The sequence below is a fragment of the Nocardia africana NBRC 100379 genome (assembly GCF_001612635.1).
Classification (GTDB): domain Bacteria; phylum Actinomycetota; class Actinomycetes; order Mycobacteriales; family Mycobacteriaceae; genus Nocardia; species Nocardia africana.
This window is the reverse complement of record NZ_BDAV01000005.1, coordinates 245,393-265,085: the sequence shown is the minus strand read 5'-3', so window position 1 is coordinate 265,085 and position 19,693 is coordinate 245,393. Positions and strand designations below refer to the sequence as shown.

The window sequence follows — 19,693 nt, the reverse complement described above, 5'->3', positions numbered from 1 at the left end:
AGTTCTGACCTGCGAGAACCGGTATAGCACACGGCGAGGGCCGGACGGGCACGGTGGTCGGCTGGGTGGGAGCCGGCGCCATACCCGCCGCGGCCGCCGTCGTCGAGGTCAGCAGGTTCCGAGGGCGGTGCCCTGGTCGGAGCCGTAGCGATGGCCGTGGCCGGGGCCCGGGCCGAGGGCGGAGAGCATATCCGCGGTGGTCTGCACCCAGCTCAGCCCCGGTAGCCACGGCGGATGGGGGGCGTCGTGGCGGGTCCCGGTGAGATCGGGTGCGCGCCAGAGCAATCGCGGCGACCACTGCACCACGGGATCGGAGGAGTTGGCGAGGACGGTGGCCCCGCCGCGGTGCACGGCCGAGGCCGGCGGGCCCGCCCACAGCGCGGCGCAGACCCGGGCGCTTTCGTCCCGGTCGTCGGCGAAGATGGCGCTGCCCGCGATCGCGCCCAGGCTCTGGCCGTAGACGTAGAGCTTCGGCGGGTGGGCCATGCCGGCCAGTCGTCGTTCGATGCCGGTGAACAGCGCCCGCGCCGAGCGTTCCGCGTCGGCGCGGGCGAACAGGAAGGTCGCCCAGCTCGGGGCCTGCGAATACTGCATGCCGACCAGCGTCGCGTCCCCGTCGAACCGCTCATCGAGCCCGCGTGCGGCGTTGGCGTCGAGCCAGCCCGATCCGGTCGGCACCATCATCACCAGGTGGGCGCGGTCGAATCCGCCGGACCGCTCGATCTCCCGAAGGGCCAGGGCGACACGGGAATCGAGATCGGGTGCGGAGTCCAGACCGATGTAGACGCGGACCGACCGGCCGCGCTCGGCGACGAATTTGCGTCCCTCCGCCCCGAGCGAGGCCCAGCTCACCTCCGAATCCGGACTGCCCGAGCGGGTGTAGGACACCGGTCGCACCACCGTCGGATCCATGGCGGCGTCGGCCGAGGCGAAGGCCGAGCGCTGCCAATTCACCACGGCCGGCAGCAGGGCGAACTGGCAGGCCAGGACGGTGGCCGCCACCAGCGCCGTCGCCCGCAGCCGTCCCACATACCGTGCCGCCCACCGCAATCCGCGCATCACGAGCACGATCGGAACGACCACTGCCACGACGCCGATCGCCCCGTGCAGCCAATACCGGACACCCACCGGCGGAAAATCCATGGCCGCCCGCAGCCGGTTCTGCCAGTACCAGGCGTGGATGAGCGAGGCGCCGGTCACGGCACCGCACGCGATCACGATCGCACTGCGGAACCGCATGGTCCGCTTCTCCGTATCGATCGCCCAGTGGCCCAACACCTTCCGGCCGAGTCCCGCCACACCCAGCGCGATGAGTACCAGCAGGGCGGTGAGCAACGCCTGCGCGAGCGAGGTGCGCGGAAGGAGTCCCGGCGCCAGCGAGGCGGAGATCCCCGCCGCCGAGGCCATCAGCGTCCCGGTCCGAGGCGTGACCATGGTGACGAGGCGGCGGATCGCCGCGCCGAGTGGATGTCGCGCCCGCTCGGACGAGCGGGAAGACGGTGTCGTGGCGGTCGCCTCGCCGAGCGACGGTGGTGTGAAACATGTTCGGACGGTGGCCTCGGCGATACCATCCGGCGACGAACTGCCCTGTGCGCCAGTCGAACCGGCGGGATCGTGTGAGTGCTGCGGCGTCGATCGGTTACCGCTCGTGCCAGTGCCAGTGCCAGTGCCAGTGCCAGTGCCAGTGCCAGTGCCAGTGCCCGGCGCCGCCGTCCCTCGTGGGTCGCTCGCCGGTTGGGTGGGCGAGATTTCTCGTCGCGCGCCCGGACGCCGCAACGGTGAAAGTTCCAGGGCCGTAACGGCCGGCCGCGCCCGCTCCGGCGTCCATCCACCGGGGCCGCCTCCCGCTGCCGCGGTCGCCGGAGCGCCGCGCCATAGGCCGATCCCGTCGACACCCCGCATGGCAACGCTGCGTAGCTGAACAGCGTTGCGCGACAGCCATTCACGCGCCGCTCGTACGGTGCACGATACCGCTGCACTGATGCGTGTGGCGGAGAGAACGCGCCAGTCATGACCTGGCCAAGGCGCTGCCGGATTGCCGGTACGCCCACCCGGGCGTCGGCTCCACCCGCGCCGGGCTGATGCGCCACGAGAGCCCGACCACGGCCACGCCCAATTCGCCTGTGGCGCTGTCCCTTGCCCTCCCCGACGCGGCTGGACGGTGCGGCGGACGATGGCGAACAACGCCGCCACCATCAGCAGCACCATGGCGAGCCGGGCCAGGATGTGAACCACCTGCGGGCCGAGTTCCGTTCCGGAAAGCTGCCGGCCGAACAGGTATTCGGGCATCGGCGCGGCGTAGTTCTGGCGGCGCGAATTCAGATCCACCGCCGCGGTGGCGACCGACGCCATCGTGGTGCAGCGGGCGCGGGCGAGCAGGTCGGCGCGCGTATCGCAGGCGGCGAACATCCGGGTTTCGAGGGCGTTGTCGATGGCTCGGCGCGCCCAGGCGCCCAGGGGATGGCCGTGGACCTCCGCGTAGCGCAGCAGGTCGTAGCCGAGGTCGTGCGCCTTGCAGGCGGTGTCGAATTCGGCGGGAAGCGGAACCGGCGAGGAGCACTCGCCGGACGGGTCGACCGGCATACCCGCCATCTCGACGGGCCGATAACCCTGTGTCGCAGCGAAATCCGCCGGAATCACCGCCAGCTCCGGCCGGTCACCGGTCAGGGCGCGCACCGCATCGCGTGCGGCCGTGTTCTCCGACGCGGGCCCGATCTCGGCCGCCCCGGCTACCGGCGGCAACGACACCAGCAGCGCGAGCACCGCGGTGACAACGGCCGCAACGCCGACGATCCCGCGCACATACCCACGCCGCCAATGACTTACGAAGCGCTCGTACGTCCCGGCTCGACCGGGCATCGCGGCCGACGACCTTCCGTCATCCCTACGCCACGCACGACGGCCGCCGTGGCTCGGCTCCTTGCCTACCGTGGTCCTGCTGCCCCCGCGCGGCGACCCATCCGCAATTTCGCTCATGGCGGTCGAAGGTAGGAATCGGGAACCGGCGCGCACGTCCCGCTGCAGATCGATTTCGGCCCCGCTACTGGGGTGCGCGCGGTCGGCGGTCTCATACCCGGGTAGGGGGCGCGATGTCGATCCCGGGGGTGAGGACGGATCGCAGGGAAGTTCCTAGGCTCGTCACCATGAGACGGGCGATACGAGCGGCGCGGCAGGCGCGGGCGGCGGCGCGAACTCCGGGCCGGGCGCGGCTGTGGTTCGACATGGCGACGGTGGTGGTCGTGGGAATTCTGTTCGCGGTCGGCTGGCCCACCCTGCACGTCACCCATCAGGTTCCGGCCGCCGCGCAGCCGTTCATCGCCGCCCTGGCGGTCTTTCCGCTGGCGCTGATCCGCGTCAACCCGGCGCTGGGCTGGGCCATCTCGGCCGGTGCGGCATTGCTGATCGCGCTGGCCATCCCGCATCAGCCGGGCAACGATCTGCCGTACCAGGTCGTGCACATCCTGGTGTTGTTCGCACTGCTGTTCGCGGTGGCGGTGCGGGCGCCCATGCAGATCGTGCTGATCGCGTGGATCGCGTCGTCACTGCTGTTCGCGACCACCATGGCGGGCACCAGTTCGTTCGCGGAGGCCGGGTTCGGCTGGCCGCTGGCGATGACCGGGCTGGTCGGATTCGGCCTGCTGGTGCGCTGGCTGGTGCTGTCGCGGCAGGCGCTGGTGCGGCAGGAGGAGCAGAACGAACTGGAACGCGCTCGCCGCGCGATCCTCGAGGAGAAGGCTCGCATCGCGCGCGACCTGCACGACGTGGTCGCCCACCACATGTCGATGGTCGTGGTGCAGGCGCAGACCGCGCCCTATCGGGTTCCGGACGTGTCGGAGGCGGCTCGCGCGGAGTTCGACTCCATCGGCGCGTCCGCCCGGGAGGCGCTCAACGAGATCCGCAGCATGCTCGGCGTCCTGCGCAGCGACGGTCAGCTGCCCGAACACGCGCCGCAGCCGGTCGCCGCGGACGTGGTGTCGGTCTTGGACGGCGTGCGCCGCGCGGGGGTGCGCATCGACTGGACCATCGACGGGCCGCTCGCCGCGGTCCCCGATACCGTCGGCCTCGCGCTGTACCGGATCGTGCAGGAGTCGCTGTCGAACGTCTCGCGGCATGCGCCGGGCGCGGCCGTCACGGTGACCTTGACGGTGGCCGCGCAGGCGGTGGAGGTGCTGGTCGCCAACGATGCCGGGACGGGCGGGGCGCCGGTGGTGAGCTCGGACGGCAGCGGTATCTCCGGAATGCGGGCGCGGGCGGAATCCATCGGCGGCATGCTGGCCGCCGGACCGCGCTCCGAAGGTGGCTTCCAGGTGTATGCGCGGTTACCGATTCTCGTCGCGGAAGGAACCGTCGGGGCACCCGCGGCGACTGCCCTGCCGGGCGTGCGGAACTGAGTCGGCGGTCGTGTAAGACTTAGCGGCGATGCTCACCTATTTCCAAGCCATCGTGATCGGCGCGCTGCAGGGCGTCACCGAATTGTTCCCCATCTCCAGCCTGGGACATTCCGTGCTGGTGCCGGCCTGGCTGGGCGGCAGCTGGGAGAAGCTGGTCACCGAGGGCGACTCCGAGAACGGCACCCCGTATCTGGCCTTCGTGGTCGCCTTGCACGTGGCGACCGCGCTCGCGCTGCTGGGCTACTACTGGCGGGATTGGCGCGACATCATCGTCGGCTTCGTGACCACGCTGCGCACCCGGCGCATCGAGACCTCGTCGCAGCGGCTGGCCTGGCTAATCGTGCTGGCGACCATCCCGGTCGGCGTGCTCGGCCTGCTGCTGGAACATCCGCTGCGCACGATGTTCGCGACGCCGATCTACGCGAGCATCTTCCTCACCCTCAACGGTGTGGTGCTGATCGTGGGTGAGGGCCTGCGGCGGCGCAACGCACCGTCGCTGGCCGAATACGGTCGCCGCTTCGCCGCGGACGAGGCCCGCGCCGACGCGCAGGCGCGCGGTGTGGCGCTCGAGGAGGACCTCGAGGTTCCCTCCGACGAGCGGCTGGCGGCGCTGTCGGTCAAGGATGCGCTCGGCATCGGCCTGGCCCAATCCGGTGCGCTGCTGGCCGGATTCAGCCGCTCCGGGCTGACGATGGTCGGTGGTCTGCTGCGCGGACTCGACCACGAGGACACCGCGAAGTTCGCCTTCCTGCTCGCCACTCCGGTCATCCTGGCCGCGGGTGTGCTGAAGCTGCCGGAACTGGCCGGTCCGCAGGCCGCCGGCATCCACGGGCAGGCGCTGGTCGGCGCGATCGTCGCCGGCATCGCGGCATGGCTCGCGGTGCGATTCCTGGAGCGGTTCTTCAAGTCCCGCACGCTGCTGCCGTTCGCGGTCTACTGCTTGGTGGCCGGGCTGCTGTCGATCATCAGATTCCTCTGAGGCGGGTATGCCCATCACCGTATTGATCGCCGACGATCAGGCGATGGTCCGGCAGGGGTTCGGTGCGCTGCTGGCCGCCCAGCCCGATATCAGCGTCATCGGCGACGCGGCCAACGGGGCGATCGCGGTGGCCGAGGCCAAACGGCTGCGGCCCGATGTGGTGCTGATGGATGTGCGCATGCCGGAGATGAACGGGCTCGAGGCGGCGCGTGCCATCCTGGCCGCCGGATTCGATCCGCCGGTGCGCGTGCTGATGCTGACCACATTCGACATCGACGACTACGTGTACGAGGCATTGGGCTTGGGCGCCAGCGGATTCCTGCTCAAGGACGCACCCGCCGACGAACTGGTCCGCGCGGTGCGGGTCGTCGCCGAGGGGCAGGCGCTGCTGGCGCCGACGGTCACCCGCCGGTTGATCGCCGATGTCACCCGCCGCCGCGCCCGCCCCAAACCCGCACCGGCCCTGAACGCGCTCACCCCGCGCGAACGCGAAGTACTCGAGCTGATCGCCAAGGGCATGTCCAACACCGAGATCGCCGAGGCGCTGTTCGTCGCCGAGCAGACCGTGAAAACCCATGTGTCCAAGGTGTTTTCCAAACTCGATCTGCGGGACCGCGCGCAAGCCGTGGTGATCGCCTACGAATCCGGCCTGGTCACGCCGGGTTGAGCGATCCGGGTAGGATCGCCACCTGGTACGTCGCCGGAAGGGGGAACGTAGGTGTTGAACAACGGTGACGTGTTCGCCGGCTTCACCGTGGAGCGACTGCTCGGTCAGGGAGGGATGGGATCGGTCTATCTGGCGCGGCATCCGCGTCTGCCCCGGCTGACCGCGTTGAAACTGCTGAATCGCGAGCTGTACACCGATGCCGAGATCCGCGCTCGGTTCGAACGCGAGGCCGACCTGTGCGCACAACTCGACCACCCCGGCATCGTCGCCGTCTACGACCGCGGCGTCGAGGACGATCAGCTGTGGATCTGCATGCAATACGTGGACGGCGTCGACGCCGCGACGGTGAATCCGCTGACGCTGCCGCCCGAGCGTGCGGTGCAGATCATCGACGGTGTCGCCGACGCACTGGATTACGCGCACGGCAACGGTGTGCTGCACCGGGATGTGAAGCCCGCCAACATCCTGCTGGCCCGGGCGGTGAGCGGCAAGGGTGAGCGGGTCTTCCTCACCGACTTCGGAATCGCCCGTCTGCGTGAGGATTCCACGCACCTCACCCAGGCCGGCATGTTCACCGCCACCCTGGCCTACGCCTCACCGGAGCAGATGACCGGCGTCGAACTCGACCACCGCTCCGATCAGTATTCGCTGGCCTGTGCGCTGTACTGGCTGCTCACCGGAACGGGGCCGTTCGACTCCGAACATCCCACCGAGGTGATCCGCGGCCACCTGCAACTCCCGGTCCCGCCCGCCAGTGCGCGCCGCGCCGGACTGTCCCCGGCGATGGACGGGGTGATCGCCCGCGCCATGGCCAAGCGGGCATCCGAAAGATTCGGCAGCTGTAGGGAATTCGCGGCCGCGGCACGAGCGGCGCTGAACGCGCCCGCGGGGATGCCGACGGCGAGTGGTGCGGCCCCGACACTCGTCCGGCCGGGCGGGCCGGCACCCGTTCAGAACTCGGCGCGAGTGCCCGCCGGACCTCAGCCCGGTAACCACACGCAGGGATACCCGCCCGCTAACGGTGCGAGCGTGCCCGCCGGACCACACCCCGGCACCCATACGCAGGGGTACCCGCCGGCGAACGGCGCTCGCGTGCCTACCGTGGTTCCCCTTGGCGGACAGCACTATTCACCGGCCGCGAACACCGCCGGCCCCTCGAATACCGCATCCGCTCGAATGCCGATGCCGGCCGCCGCACATTCTCCCGCAGCACCTCCTCCTGGGATGTCCTCGCCCGCAAGCCCCTCTCCCGCAGGGTATTCCGCGCCGCCGCCGGGCTACCCGCCCGGCCCGGGATACCGCCCACAGCCGCCGAAGCGCTCGGGCGCGATGGTGGCCTCGATCATCATCGCCGTCCTGGTGGTGGTGGCCATCATCGTCACGATCGTCGTGGTGGTGCTGCAGCGGAATGAGAGCAAAAGCGCCGAGGATTGGCTGCATGAAACCCAAGCCCTCGACAAGCAGGCGGCCACCATCACCGAACTGTTTCCCGCGCTTGCGGTCCCGGCCCCGAGGCTTGGATACGGCGGGGCTTCCTGCATCCGGAAGCCGAGCGGTCAGAATCTGCTGGCCTTGACGGGAAACGATCTGGAGCTGGGAAAGTGGACGATCGGCTGGGATTGCGTGAACTCGGGCGACACGCCGAGTTATGCCGTCCTCAAATACGCGTCGTCCGCCGATGCTCAGGCAATGGTCGCTCAGCTGACCGGTTCACCGCAGGGCAGCGGGAGAACCGGCACCGTCAGCTATACGAGCCACGTGAACCCGCCGAGTTCCGCATCGCTCTACTACCGGTGGGTCGTGCTGTCCTTCGGCCCGGACTCCGAGCGGGGCCGATGTCTCGTCATCGCGAGCAGCCGGTATTCCTCGTTCATGAATTCCTCGGACGGCCTCAGCGAGTCCGAATTCGCCGCGTGGTGGCGAAAGATGCCGCTGACGTGAGAGGAGGCCGGCGCAGTGCCGGCCTTCCTCACCCGAAGAACGCGGCGGCCTCCCCGTACCGATCGTTGGGCAGCAGCTTGAGCTGCTTCGTCGCCTCCGCCAGCGACACCAGGCCGATCTCGGTGCCGTGCAACGCCACCATCTGGCCGAACCGGCCGTCGTGGACCGCTTCGGCGGCATGCAGGCCGAAGCGGGTCGCGAGAACGCGGTCGTAGGCGGTAGGCGTGCCGCCGCGCTGCACGTGGCCCAGCACCGTGGTGCGGACCTCCTTGCCGATGCGGCGTTCGATCTCCACGCCCAACTGGTGGGCCACACCGGTGAACCGCTCGTGGCCGTATTCGTCGACCCCGCCCTCGCGCAGGTGGAACGAGCCCTCGGCGGGTTTCGCGCCCTCGGCGACCACGCAGATGAAGTGCGAATCACCGCGCTGGAAGCGGCGTTTGATCATGGTGCACACCTCGTCGACGTCGAAGGGTACCTCGGGGACGAGGGTGAGGTGGGCGCCGGAGGCGATGCCGGAATTCATCGCGATCCAGCCGGCGTGGCGGCCCATCACCTCCACCAGCATGACGCGCTGATGCGATTCCGCGGTGGTGTGCAGCCGGTCGATGGCGTCGGTGGCGATGCTGACGGCGGTGTCGTGGCCGAAAGTGGTGTCGGTGCAGTCGATGTCGTTGTCGATGGTCTTCGGCACGCCGACCACCGGCACGCCTTCGTCGGAGAGCCAGTGGGCCGCGGTGAGGGTGCCCTCCCCGCCGATCGGGATGAGGGCGTCGATGCCGTTGTCGTCGAGGGTGCGTTTGATCCGCCCCAATCCCTCCAGCAGCACGTCGGGATTGGTGCGGGCGGTGCCGAGTATGGTGCCGCCCTTGGTGAGCAGCCGGTCGGTGCGGTCGTCGTTATGGATGTGGATCTTGCGATCCTCCAGTAACCCGCGCCAACCGTCCTGGAAGCCGACGATCGCGTCACCGTAGCGGCCGTTCGCCGTGCGAACGACAGCTCGGATGACCGCGTTCAAGCCTGGGCAGTCCCCGCCTCCGGTCAAGACTCCGATGCGCATGCCGCTATCTTGCCGCGCCTGGCCGCGCGGCGCAGCCCCGCCCCCGTTAACCGGCGGTTACAGCAACCGGCTACCACGGTCAGCGGTCGTCGCGGGTGCGCGGTGAGGCTATTGCGCGGGTGCGCGGTGAGGCTATTGCGCGGGTGCGCAGTGAGGCTATTGCGCGGGTGCGCAGTGACCGGCCGGAAGGTCGTCGAGATGTTTGGTGATCAGCCCCGCCATCTTGTTCAGAATCTGGGTGCCGTCGTCGAAGGTGCCCGAGGTCGCCTGTGCGGCAAGGGAAATGGCGACGTCACCGTTGGGTGTGGTCAGCAGCCCGAATTGGCGGACCAGGTAGTTGCCGCTCGGGTCGGGACCCCAGCCGCCTTTGAAACGGGTGTTGTCCAAATGGCCGAGGCCCCACTGCTGGCCCCAGACCACCTTGCTCATCAGCGTGGTCACGGTGTCGGCATCGGGCAGGCAGGGCAGCCGCGATGCCCAGCGCACCTGGTCGGCCAGCGACCAGTCGGCCTGCCCGAACGCGGAGTACTCGGCGCGCGAGCGGGCCGCGGGGACGGTCGTGGTGGTGTCGCCCCCTTCCCGCAGCACCGCCTGCACCGCCTTGGCCGCCGCGTCGGGGGTGCCCAGTGACTGCCACAGCCCGTCGGCCGCGGAGTTGTCGGACTCGGTGATGGCCGCCGACATCTGATACGTGCTGGTGTTGCCGTTCGTGCGCAGAACGGCAAGTGTCAGTGGGACTTTCATGGTCGACCAGGACGGCCCGGTGGTCCAATCGCCCATCTGCGCGGTGCGCTGGCCACCGACCGCCATGATCGCCATGCCGGCGTGTCCGTCGAGACTCGGTCGTAGCGCGGTGAAATCGGCCGCCAGCGAACCCGGCAGCGCGAACATCGTGACGGGAGCCGACGACGTGCTCGCCCGGGTCGTCGTGGTCGGCGTGACGGTGTCGGAGGCGTTCGAGCAGGCCGCCGGGCTCAGTAACAGGCTCGCTCCGAGCAATGCCGCCGCGCAGCGACAAGCGCGAAAAGCCATGGCCCGCTTCGTGCTCGGCCGGAGTGGTGCGTGCACCCGTTCACCTCCACATCGTGCGAATGGCCCCGCACGGCACCATCCGTCAGACGAGGAATTGTGTGCGGTCGCGGCTCGCCGGTCAAATGCGCCGACCGTCGACGGCGCATATGAGACGAGTGCACACTCACCGCTCGCATTCTCCGCCGTGCAGTTCGTGCACGTGTTCGGACAGCAGGGCCGACATTCGGTCCATCATGACGACCGCGTCATCATAGGAACCCGAATCCGGTTGCGCCGCAAGGGCTACCGCGAGCTGGCCGGACCACGTCGGCACCAGCCCGAATTGGCGGACCAGATAGGCCCCGGTGTCGTCGTCGGGTCCCCAGCCGCCCTTGTACTCGGCGCCGACGAACGAGCCCAGGCCCCAGCTCTGACTGTCGGTGATCTGCTGCATCAGATCCACCACCCGCGAGGCATTGTGCAGGCACGGCAGCCGGGCGGCGAAGCGCAGCTGATCGACCAGACTCCATGGGGTGGCGCCGAAGACCATGGGGTCGTCGATGGATTGGCGCGCGTCCGGGTTGTGCCGGTCGGCGACATCGGTGGTGGTGTCGCCGGCCTCGCGCAGCACCGCCTCGACCGCTTCGGCCGCGGGTTCACCACCCCCCAGCGCGATCCAGAGTGCTTGGGCCGCATCGTTGTCCGAGGCGGTGATGGCGGCCTGTGCGGCGTCGGCCAATCCGACCGGATCCCGGCGCAGCGCCGCGAGTGCGAGCGGCACCTTGATCGTCGACCAGGCGACTCCCGTGGTCCAGTCGCCGAGCGTGATCACGCGGTCGCCGCCCACGGCCATCACCGCCAGGCCCATACGGCCGGGCAATTGCGCGCGCAGGTTGGCGAAGCCGGCCACCAGGCCGCTGGGCAGGCTGGACGTCGAGTCGGGAACGGGCGCCGGACGCATCATGTCGGCGGGCGGCCGGGACAGGCCCGGCTCGGTGCTGACCGCGGCACCGTGCGCCGCGCACGCCGAAGCGAGAAGTGTGAGAACTGCCAAGAACAACCGCCGCCGACCCTGGCGCCCGGTGGGCGTCGGGTCAGTAGACATAGACCACCGCGTTGTCACCGCCCGTACAGGTGACGACCTTGCCCGAGCTGGTGCAGGTCATCGGATAGGACCGGCCCGTCACCGGACTCACCGCGATGATCGAGGTGCTGGCCTCTGCGGTGGCCGCGCTGGTCGCGCCGTGGGATTCGGCCGCTTGCGCGTACGCCTTGCGCACCGCTTCCGCGAAACCGCAGGAGGTCACCGAGGAACCGGTCGCCGTCTTGGCGAACGAACCCTGCGACGTCGATGTCTGCGAGCACGGCGTCGCGCCGACCGGAAGATTCGCCGACGTGCCGGTGGTGGTCGGCGCCGCGGTCGTGGTCGGCGCGGAGCTGGTCGCCGGTTGCTGGGCGGTCACCGCCGGGGCGGCCGGACCCGCCGCGGTGGCCGGATGGTCGGTGTTCGACGACGAGCCGAAGACCTGCCAGCCGACCACGCCGATGCCGGCCAGCACCGCCGCACCCAGGACGCCGAGAACGACCGGGACCGCGACCGATCGCGATCGCTTGGCGGGGCGCCGATCGTCCGAACCCGTTGCCGCCGAGGCGTACTCGTCATCGGCGTACTCGTCGGCATAGTCGTCGTAGGCGTCGTCCTCGTACCGGGCGTCCTCGTCGTAGCGAGCGTCGTCGCTGTAGCGCGGATCGTCGTCGTACGGGGTCTCGTCGTAGTCCTCGTCGCCCGCGACGTCGAGGAATTGCGTGTCGCCCGCTGCCTCCGTCGCGGTGCCGAACTGCGAGACGTCGAGGAACCGGGTGTCCTCGGCGCCGGGCGCGCGATCGGTGCCGCCGTGCCGGAACTGCGAGACGTCGATCAGTTCGGTCTTCTCGCCGGGCTGCAGGTCTTCGTCGGAGAGATCGGTGCCGGCGCCGGAGCGCGCGCTGTCCTCGGGCCGGGTGCTGAACTGTGTCGGGTCGAGCAGTTGGGTGCGGTGTTCGGAACCCGGTGCCGAATCCTGCTCGAGGGCAGGCTGTTCCGTGCGGTCGGGAGTGTCCGCGCTCCCGTTCACGCCGTACGCGCGGGTGGGTTCGCCCGCCCGCGGCAGCACCGGTTCCGCCGCCGGCGGTCCCGAGGCGGCCGCGGCCGACGCGGGTGGTTTGCGCATCGGCAGACTGGGCAGCGTGGCCGGCTTCGACTGCGCCGCAACGGTTTCGTCGGGTAGCATGTAGTGGAATTCGCCCGGTCCGACCAGCGTGGGGTCGGCGGGACGGATGATCGGCAGATCGCCGGACGTATCGCGCTCGTCCTTGCTCGGCGGCGGGATGATGCGCAGTGTGCCCGTGGTCTCGTACCCGCGGGAGGTGGCCGCGGGGACGTCGGTGCCGGCGGCACGGTTCGCACCGGCCGCGTCCTCCGGAACCGGGGCGCCCCCCGACGCGGCGGCTGAAACAGGCTGCGCGCCACCGGCTTGCGCGGCCCCGGCAGACGCGGCGGCCCCGCCCGCGGCGACGGGTCCGCGTGGCTGGAAGTTCGCCGCAATCGTCGGCCCGTCCGGGCCGAACGGCTGGAAGGTCGTCGGCTCCGGCGCGCGGCGGTAGTCGTTGTCCCGCGCCGCCGCCACATCGATAGGGCTGGGGCCGATGCGGGTCTCCTCGCCGCGCGGGGTGTTCGCGAGCAGTTCCGCGCCGAACACCTTCGGCGTCCCCGAATCGAACGGCGTGCTCGCGGTCGTCGGCTCGGCGGGCATACGTCCGCCCAGTCCCAGCGCGGCGCGCGCCGCGGCCGCGAACTGCCCGGCGGTCTGATACCGGTCCGCCGGCGCCTTCGCCATCGCGCGTGCGATGACGCCGTCGATGGCCTCGGGCACGCCGGCCCGGGCGGCGCTGGCCCGCGGCGGTGGTTCCGACAGATGCGACCGGATCAGCACACTGACGCTCTCGGCGGGGAAGGGCGTCGCGCCGGTCAGGCATTCGTGCAGGACGCAGGCCAGCGAATAGATGTCGGCACGGGCGGTCACGGGCCCGGAGTCGAATCGCTCCGGCGCCATATAGGTGTAGGAACCGGCGGCGTGGCTGCCCGTGGTGTGCGGGCTGTCGCCCTCGTCGCGGGCGATGCCGAAATCGGTCAGATAGGCGAAATCGGCGGGGGTGACGAGGATGTTGGCGGGCTTGACATCCCGGTGGACCAGCCCGGCGGCATGCGCCGCATCGAGCGCGGCGGCCACTTGCTCGATGATCGCCACGGCGCGGTCGGCATCCAGCTTTCCCTGCCGGCGCAGCAGCGTGCGCAGATTCTCACCGCGCACCAGCCGCATATCCAGGAACAGGGAGCCGCCCGTCTCACCCCAGTCGTGGATGGGGATGATGTGCGGTTCGGCCAGCCGGGCCGCCGCCTGCGATTCGCGGCGGAAACGTTCCTGATACGTCGCGTCCTGTGCGAGTTGTTCGGGCAGGATCTTGAGCGCGACCACGCGATCCCTACCGGTATCGAACGCCTCGTACACCTCGCCCATACCACCGCGACCGAGCAGCGACCGCACCTCGTACGGGCCGAATCTCGTGCCGACCCGTGACCTCGGCACTTCCACCGGTGAACCTCCAACTCCTGGGCAAGGTGGCCAACCTGCCCGGCGCCGCACCGGGTTGCCTGCCCCTCAGAACGCCGATTCTCCGGGTGCGACCACGCCGTGGTCAAACGCGAAGACGATCGCGGCCGCCCTGTCTCGTAACCCTAGCTTGCCGAAAATGTGTCCGACGTGGCTCTTTACCGTTACTTCGGAGATGCCGAGTTCGCCGGCGATCTCGGAGTTGACCCGCCCGCGGCCGATCAGTTTGAGCACCTCGAGTTCGCGAGCGGTCAGTTCCGCCATGCGGGAGCGGGTGTCGGTCGGGACCGGCCGCGCCGTCCGGTAGGCCGACAGCACCCGGCCGGTGACCGACGGATCGAGCCAGGAGCCGCCCTCGGCCACGGTGCGCACCGCGCGGATCAGATCCTCGGCGGGGGAGTCCTTGAGGATGAAGCCCGCCGCACCGGCCCGCAGCGCACCGGAGAGCAGATGGTCGTCGTCGAAGGTCGTGAGGACCAGCACCGGCGGCGCGTCCGCGCGGGTCCGCAGCCGCCGGGTCGCATCGATGCCGCCGACCCGCTTCATCCGCAGATCCATCAGCACCACGTCCGGCCGGTGTTCGGCCAGGGCGGCCGGCACCTCGTCGCCGTCACCGCATTCGGTGACCACGAAGCCGTCGCGGCGGCGCAGGATCCTTCGCAGCCCGCCCCGCACGAGTTCCTGATCGTCGACGACGAGCACGGTGGTGGTCGCGGTATCGGTGGCGGCGAGTGGGGTTTGCCCCGGATTCACGTGCCCTCCTGTGTGTTGCAGCACACCCACGCCCGGTCGGACCGGTGAGCGGCCGCGCGAGTATGTCTCACCGGTCCTCCTGGCGTTTGCGGGTGAGCGAGGTGATCGCATCGCGCACCATCGTCAGGGGATCGTCGAGTCCGCTCACCGGGCACACCTCGTCGGGAGCGAGGGGGATGCGGGCGCGCACCTGCCAGTATTCGCCCGATCGGCCGGCCGACAGAGTGCCGTTCAGGGTCGCCGTGCGCTGGCGCATACCGGTGATCCCCATCCCGCGGCCGGTGCGCGGCGCCGGGCCCTGCGGGAGCGTATTGCGCACGCGCACGGTCACTTCGCCGGGGGTCACGGCGATATCCAGGGACGCTTGCGCACCCGGCGCGTGCTTGGCGATATTCGACAGCGATTCCTGGCTGATCCGGTAGAGCGCCAGACCCGTCGACGCGGACACCGTCGTGGTGTCGCCGCTGAGGTGATAGGTCACCGCCAACCCGGCACCGACGAAATCGGCGACCAGATCGGCGATGTCCTCGAGACCCGGTTCGGGTGTCATCGCGGACGGGCGCTGATCGAGCAGGCCGACGGTGTGCCGGATATCGGCCATCGCCTGGCGGCCGAGGCGCTCGGCATCGCCCAGTGCGTCGATGGCCTCGTCGACATCGCGGTCGGTCTCCAGTGCGTGCCGCGCCGCGGTCAGATGCAGCAGCGTGACGCTGAGGGAATGGGCGATCACGTCGTGGACCTCGCGCGCGATCCGTCGGCGTTCGTCGTCGGCGGCCTGCGCGGAGCGGATCGCCTGATTCTCGCGTTCCTGATCGAGCGACTGCCGCTGGAATTGCAGCATCAGGCCGACCATCCAGCCCAGCACGATCGCCACGACGTATACCTGCACCAGTTCGGCGGAGCCCAGTGCGTAGAAGATGACGATCTCCGCGACCGCGGCGATCGTCCAGAACAGGCTGACCCGTTTCGGCGCGATCGCCCCGATCATGCCGACCATCACGGTCAGCACCAGCGGAGAACAGTCGGGCGAGACGGGCTGCAGCAGGAACAGTGCCTGGGCGGTGAGCGCGGACAGGCCGAACACCGCCGGTTTCGGGGGCAGATCGAACAAGAACAGCAGCGGATAGCAGGCGAACAGCAGCGCCACCGCGAGGAAGGGCACCCCGGTCGAGAAGTACTGGCTGCGCAGCGCCGCGGCCGCGACCGCCGACACCACGACCGCGATATCCGCGGTGACCACCACCGAGACGGGATAGCCGTAGGACATCTCCTCGACCCGCCGCCGCAGCGTGCCGGCCGGATCGTGCGCGAGGTCGAGCAGGCGACCTGCGACCCGCCCCAGCGCCAGGCGGGCCCGGCCCGGGCGCCGCGGCGCGTGCGGCGATGCACCCGCACGGTCGTCGGCGCTGGTCAGGTCCATAACAGTCAGGCTAGTCGCCGGCGGGGCGCCGTTGCATCGTTCCCGGAAAGGGCCCGCGCTCCTACCGTGGTAGGACCCGAAGTCTCGTCTGCGGCACGACGTATCCGCGGGGCCGCGTCCGTAGCGTGAGTCGCACAGTGTCCGGCGGAAAGGTTCGGACACCCGGCCCGAGGAGATGGGTGCGATGACTTGGCAAGACCAGCACGCTCGTACCGACATCCTGCACGAGGTGCTCGCCCGCGCGGCCGTCGATCCGGCCACCCCGGGACTGTTCTACGACCTGCCCGACTGCGATCGGCTCTTCGGCGGACCGGCCGGAGTGCTTGCCGCCCTGCGGTATCGGTGGGACAACCATCTGCACGCCAAGCTCGACCAGGCTCAGCTGCAGGGACAGTCGCCGGCGGAGGCCTATCTGGAACTGGCCGCCGAACAGCCGGTTCTGCGTGCCGTGCTCGACGCGCACGAGGTCCGGCATTGGCATCGCGAGCCGGCCCTGGCACGCTGAGCGACGATCCGACCCGGTTGCGGCGCAGTCGAACCCGCGCCGTCACCGCAACCGACAGCAGAAAGAGGGTGGGGCGACCGCCATGTTGGAATTGACCGACGTCGTCAAGGAATACCGGGTGGGTGAACAGCGGGTTCGCGCTCTCGACAGCATCAGCCTGCGCATCGAGGCGGGGGAATTCACCTCCATCATCGGCCCGTCCGGCTCCGGAAAGAGCACGCTGCTGCACCTGCTCGGCGCACTGGATTCGCCGGATTCGGGTTCGATCACCTTCCAGGGGGAGGAGATCGGCGCCCTCGACGACAACCGGCAATCCGAGTTCCGCCGCCACCGCGTGGGTTTCGTCTTCCAGTTCTTCAACCTGCTGCCGACGCTCTCGGCGTGGGAGAACGTCGCGGTGCCGAAACTGCTGGACGGCACCGGGTTGCGCAAGGCCAAGCCGCGGGCGCTGGAACTGCTCGACCGCGTGGGCCTGGCCGATCGCGCCGACCATCGTCCCGCCGAACTGTCCGGCGGCCAGATGCAGCGGGTGGCCGTGGCTCGCGCGCTGATCATGGATCCGCCGCTGATCCTGGCCGACGAGCCCACCGGCAACCTGGATTCCAAGACCGGCGCCGCCATTCTGGAACTGCTCGGCGACATCTCCGGCGCCGGCAATTCGGTGGTGATGGTCACCCACGACATGGGCGCCGTCGAATATTGCGATCGCGTGATCACCCTGCGGGACGGGCGCATCGGTTCCGACGAGCTGGTGTCCGCGCGCCGCGGCGAGGTTCGCGACGGCGACGAGGTGGTGCGCGCGTGATCACAGCCGGCTGGGATCGGTTGCGGCTGTTCAATATCGGAGAGCTGTTCACCCACAAGGGCCGCACCGCCATGTCGATGGCGGTCATGGGCGTATCGGCGGGACTGCTGGTGGCGGTGCTCAGCATCTCCGGTTCGGTGACCGGCTCGGTCGACCGGCTGACCTCGGCGCTGGGCGGTAAGGCCCAACTCGAGATCTCCGGCATCACCGAGAGCGGATTCGGGCAGGATCTGGTGCCGCAGGTGCGCGCGGTCCCCGGCGTCGAGGCGGCGGTGCCGATGATCCGCACCGGGGTCGGCAACCCGGCCGACCGCACGCTGCTCATCGGCGCCGACGCGTCGGTATCGGCGCTCGGCAGCGAACTCAACGGGGCGATGAGCGCGCAGGCGGCGAAACTGCTGTCGGTGCCGGGCGGCGTTCTCGTCGGCGCGGGGCTGGGCCGGCACGAGGGCGAGACCTTCACGCTGGGCAACCAGCAGGTGACCGTGGCCGGAGTACTCGACGACGCCACCTCCCGCAAACTCAACAGCGGGCACATCGTCATCGCCACCCTGCCCGTCGCCCAGCAACTAGCCGGCCGGGCGGGCATGGTCGACTCCCTCCAGATCGTGCCGAAGCCGGGAACCGATGTGGGGCAGTTGCGTTCGGCGCTGACCACGCTGGTGAACGGCCGGGCCGTGGTGGCCGATCCGAGCCTGCGGGCCGCCCAGGCGGGTGGCGCGATCCAGCTCGTGCGCTTCTCCACCACGATGGCTTCCGCTGCGGCGCTGATCGTTTCGGGATTTCTGATCTACAACGCGATGAGTATGGCGGTGGCACAACGCCGCCCGATGCTGTCGCTGCTGCGCGCGATCGGCGGGCGGCGGCGTCCGATGGTTCGTGATCTCGTCGTGGAGGCGGCCGTCATCGGGTTGATCGGCGGCGCGATCGGTTCGGTCGTGGGGATCTTCGCCGGGCGCATGTCGATCGACACGATTCCCTCGGCCATGGTGGCGGCGGTGGACACCCGCACCGAATACATGGTGCCCGGCTACGCGATTCCGTTCGCGATCGCGGCCTGTGTGCTGGCCAGCGTCGCGGCCGCGTCGATCGCCGCCCGGCAGGTCTACAAGGTGCAGCCCATCGAGGCGCTGGCGCCGGTGGGAGTGTCGAAGGCCGATTCGGTCGGGCCGTGGTTGCGCTGGGGTGCGCTGGCGGGTGGCGTGGCCATGGTCGGCGGCGCCATCGTCATCGCTCGCGCTGATCTGGGGCGGGTCTCGCTCGTCGCGATCTCGCTGTCCATCGCGGGCGCGGTCGGCTTGTGTTTCGCCGCGATGGGCCCGATCGTGCGACTGGCGGCCGCGGTCGCCCGGATCTTCGGCGCGCCCGGCGCCCTGGGGGCGACCACCATCGAACGGGCTCCGCGACGTGTGTGGGCCACGGCGATGACGGTGATGATCGGCGTCACCGCGACCGTCGCGATGGGCGGTGCGTCGAGCAATCTGGTCGATTCGGCGCGGGACTCGTTCTCCGATCTCGGCCGCCGCGACGCCTACATCAGCCCCACCTCGCTGGCCGAATTCCCCACGGGCCCACTGCTTCCGGCGGATCTGAAGGAAACGGTGCGGCGGGTGCCCGGCGTCGCCGACGTGGGGTCGGCGCAGATGGCCTTCGCCACCGTGGGTAGCGACCGGGTGATGCTGCAGGCTTATCAGGCGAATATCCGATCGTCGGTCCTGGCCGATCTGGGACCCGATGTGCTGCAACAGATGTCGTCGGGGCAGGGCGTGGTGCTGTCGCGTGATGTGGCGCGCTCGCTGGGTGTCGGCGAGGGCGCACGACTCGAGCTGCCGACGCCGACGGGCATCCATTCCGTGCGGGTCCTGCGGGTGATCCCGTACTTCTCGGCGCTGTCGGGCATCGTGCTGATGGATCTGGACGTCCTCCGGCAGTGGTACGACCGGCCGGGAGAGACGATCCTCGGCGTCAACTTCGCGCCCGGTGTCGACAAGGCCCAGGTGATCGACGCGATCCGCGCGGTGGTGCCGCCCGCCCTGCACGTGGACACCGGCGCGCAGGCGCTCGCGGCGGTATCGCAGGGGGTGCAGCAGGGTACGTCGCTGTCCGGTTCGATTCTGTGGATCGTGGTGCTGGTGTCGACCGCGGCGCTGCTGAACACGCTGATGCTGTCGGTGCTGGAACGCCGCCGCGAACTCGGCGTGCTGCGCGCCATGGGCACCAGCCGCCGATTCCTGTTGCGCACGGTGCTGACCGAGGCGGCCGGCATCGGATTGGCCGGGGCCGCATTGGGTTTGGTGACCGGCGCGGCCGTGCAGTATCTGGCCACCGTGGCGATGGGGCACGCGATGACCATCGACGTGGTGTACCGCCCGAGCCCCCTGTTGCTGGTCTACGCCGCCGCCGCGCTGGTCCTGGCCCTGCTCGGCTCGATCCCGCCGTCGCTGCGCGCGGCCCGCATGCCGATCGTCGAGGCCATCGCCGTCGACTGATCGCGTCAGGAGGGGAAGTCCC

General features: G+C 70.0%; 14 protein-coding genes. 7 read left to right on the top strand and 7 right to left on the bottom strand.

The features are described from left to right. Positions 1-108: 108 nt before the first annotated feature. On the bottom strand, positions 109-2,859 hold the full coding sequence (locus NA3_RS38445; RefSeq protein ID WP_227994994.1) for an alpha/beta-hydrolase family protein: 2,751 nt from the start codon (positions 2,857-2,859) through the stop codon (positions 109-111). A gap of 284 nt (positions 2,860-3,143) precedes the next feature. Between NA3_RS38445 and NA3_RS06390 the strand changes: the two genes are divergently transcribed. Genes NA3_RS06390 through NA3_RS35475 form a run of 4 tightly spaced genes read left to right on the top strand, consistent with a single transcriptional unit; the run spans position 3,144 to position 7,978 of the window. Continuing rightward, positions 3,144-4,391, top strand: a complete 1,248-nt coding sequence (locus NA3_RS06390) for a sensor histidine kinase (RefSeq protein WP_084491265.1) — start codon at positions 3,144-3,146, stop codon at positions 4,389-4,391. A gap of 28 nt (positions 4,392-4,419) precedes the next feature. Further along, positions 4,420-5,370, top strand: coding sequence for an undecaprenyl-diphosphate phosphatase (locus NA3_RS06385; RefSeq protein ID WP_062962593.1), 951 nt, complete (start codon positions 4,420-4,422; stop codon positions 5,368-5,370). 7 nt (positions 5,371-5,377) lie between these two features. Beyond that, entirely contained in the window at positions 5,378-6,037 is a 660-nt protein-coding gene (locus NA3_RS06380) for a response regulator (protein ID WP_036503935.1), read from the top strand. Between the two features lie 51 nt (positions 6,038-6,088). After that, complete coding sequence (locus tag NA3_RS35475) at positions 6,089-7,978, top strand: serine/threonine-protein kinase (RefSeq protein WP_063917320.1); 1,890 nt, start codon at positions 6,089-6,091, stop codon at positions 7,976-7,978. A 28-nt stretch (positions 7,979-8,006) separates the two neighbouring features. Here the strand turns inward: NA3_RS35475 and NA3_RS06370 are convergent, their stop codons facing one another. The 6 genes from NA3_RS06370 to NA3_RS06345 all read right to left on the bottom strand — a co-directional run bounded on the left by NA3_RS06370 (position 8,007) and on the right by NA3_RS06345 (position 15,872). Beyond that, a complete protein-coding gene (locus tag NA3_RS06370; protein ID WP_062962592.1) occupies positions 8,007-9,038 on the bottom strand; it encodes an ATP-dependent 6-phosphofructokinase in 1,032 nt (343 codons plus the stop codon). Between the two features lie 156 nt (positions 9,039-9,194). Continuing rightward, a complete protein-coding gene (locus NA3_RS06365) occupies positions 9,195-10,070 on the bottom strand; it encodes a serine hydrolase (protein ID WP_062962591.1) in 876 nt (291 codons plus the stop codon). A 163-nt stretch (positions 10,071-10,233) separates the two neighbouring features. Further along, positions 10,234-11,103 carry a serine hydrolase gene (locus NA3_RS06360; RefSeq protein ID WP_227994996.1) on the bottom strand — a complete coding sequence of 290 codons (870 nt, stop codon included), beginning with the start codon at positions 11,101-11,103 and terminating at the stop codon, positions 10,234-10,236. Positions 11,104-11,143: 40 nt separating this feature from the next. Then, positions 11,144-13,681: a serine/threonine-protein kinase gene (locus NA3_RS39220; RefSeq protein WP_308189486.1), complete on the bottom strand. Its 2,538-nt coding sequence runs from the start codon at positions 13,679-13,681 to the stop codon at positions 11,144-11,146. A 66-nt stretch (positions 13,682-13,747) separates the two neighbouring features. Then, complete coding sequence (locus NA3_RS06350) at positions 13,748-14,401, bottom strand: response regulator (RefSeq protein WP_062962912.1); 654 nt, start codon at positions 14,399-14,401, stop codon at positions 13,748-13,750. Between the two features lie 118 nt (positions 14,402-14,519). Next, positions 14,520-15,872, bottom strand: a complete 1,353-nt coding sequence (locus NA3_RS06345; RefSeq protein WP_062962588.1) for a sensor histidine kinase — start codon at positions 15,870-15,872, stop codon at positions 14,520-14,522. Positions 15,873-16,056: 184 nt separating this feature from the next. Here NA3_RS06345 and NA3_RS06340 point away from each other — a divergent pair, with 184 nt between their 5' ends. The 3 genes from NA3_RS06340 (at position 16,057) to NA3_RS06330 (ending at position 19,671) form a co-directional block, all read left to right on the top strand. Beyond that, complete coding sequence (locus tag NA3_RS06340; RefSeq protein WP_062962911.1) at positions 16,057-16,377, top strand: hypothetical protein; 321 nt, start codon at positions 16,057-16,059, stop codon at positions 16,375-16,377. Positions 16,378-16,459: 82 nt separating this feature from the next. Continuing rightward, complete coding sequence (locus NA3_RS06335) at positions 16,460-17,182, top strand: ABC transporter ATP-binding protein (RefSeq protein WP_062962587.1); 723 nt, start codon at positions 16,460-16,462, stop codon at positions 17,180-17,182. After that, a complete protein-coding gene (locus NA3_RS06330) occupies positions 17,179-19,671 on the top strand; it encodes an FtsX-like permease family protein (protein WP_062962586.1) in 2,493 nt (830 codons plus the stop codon). The genes NA3_RS06335 and NA3_RS06330 overlap by 4 nt, the downstream gene beginning before the upstream one ends. Positions 19,672-19,693: the final 22 nt, after the last annotated feature.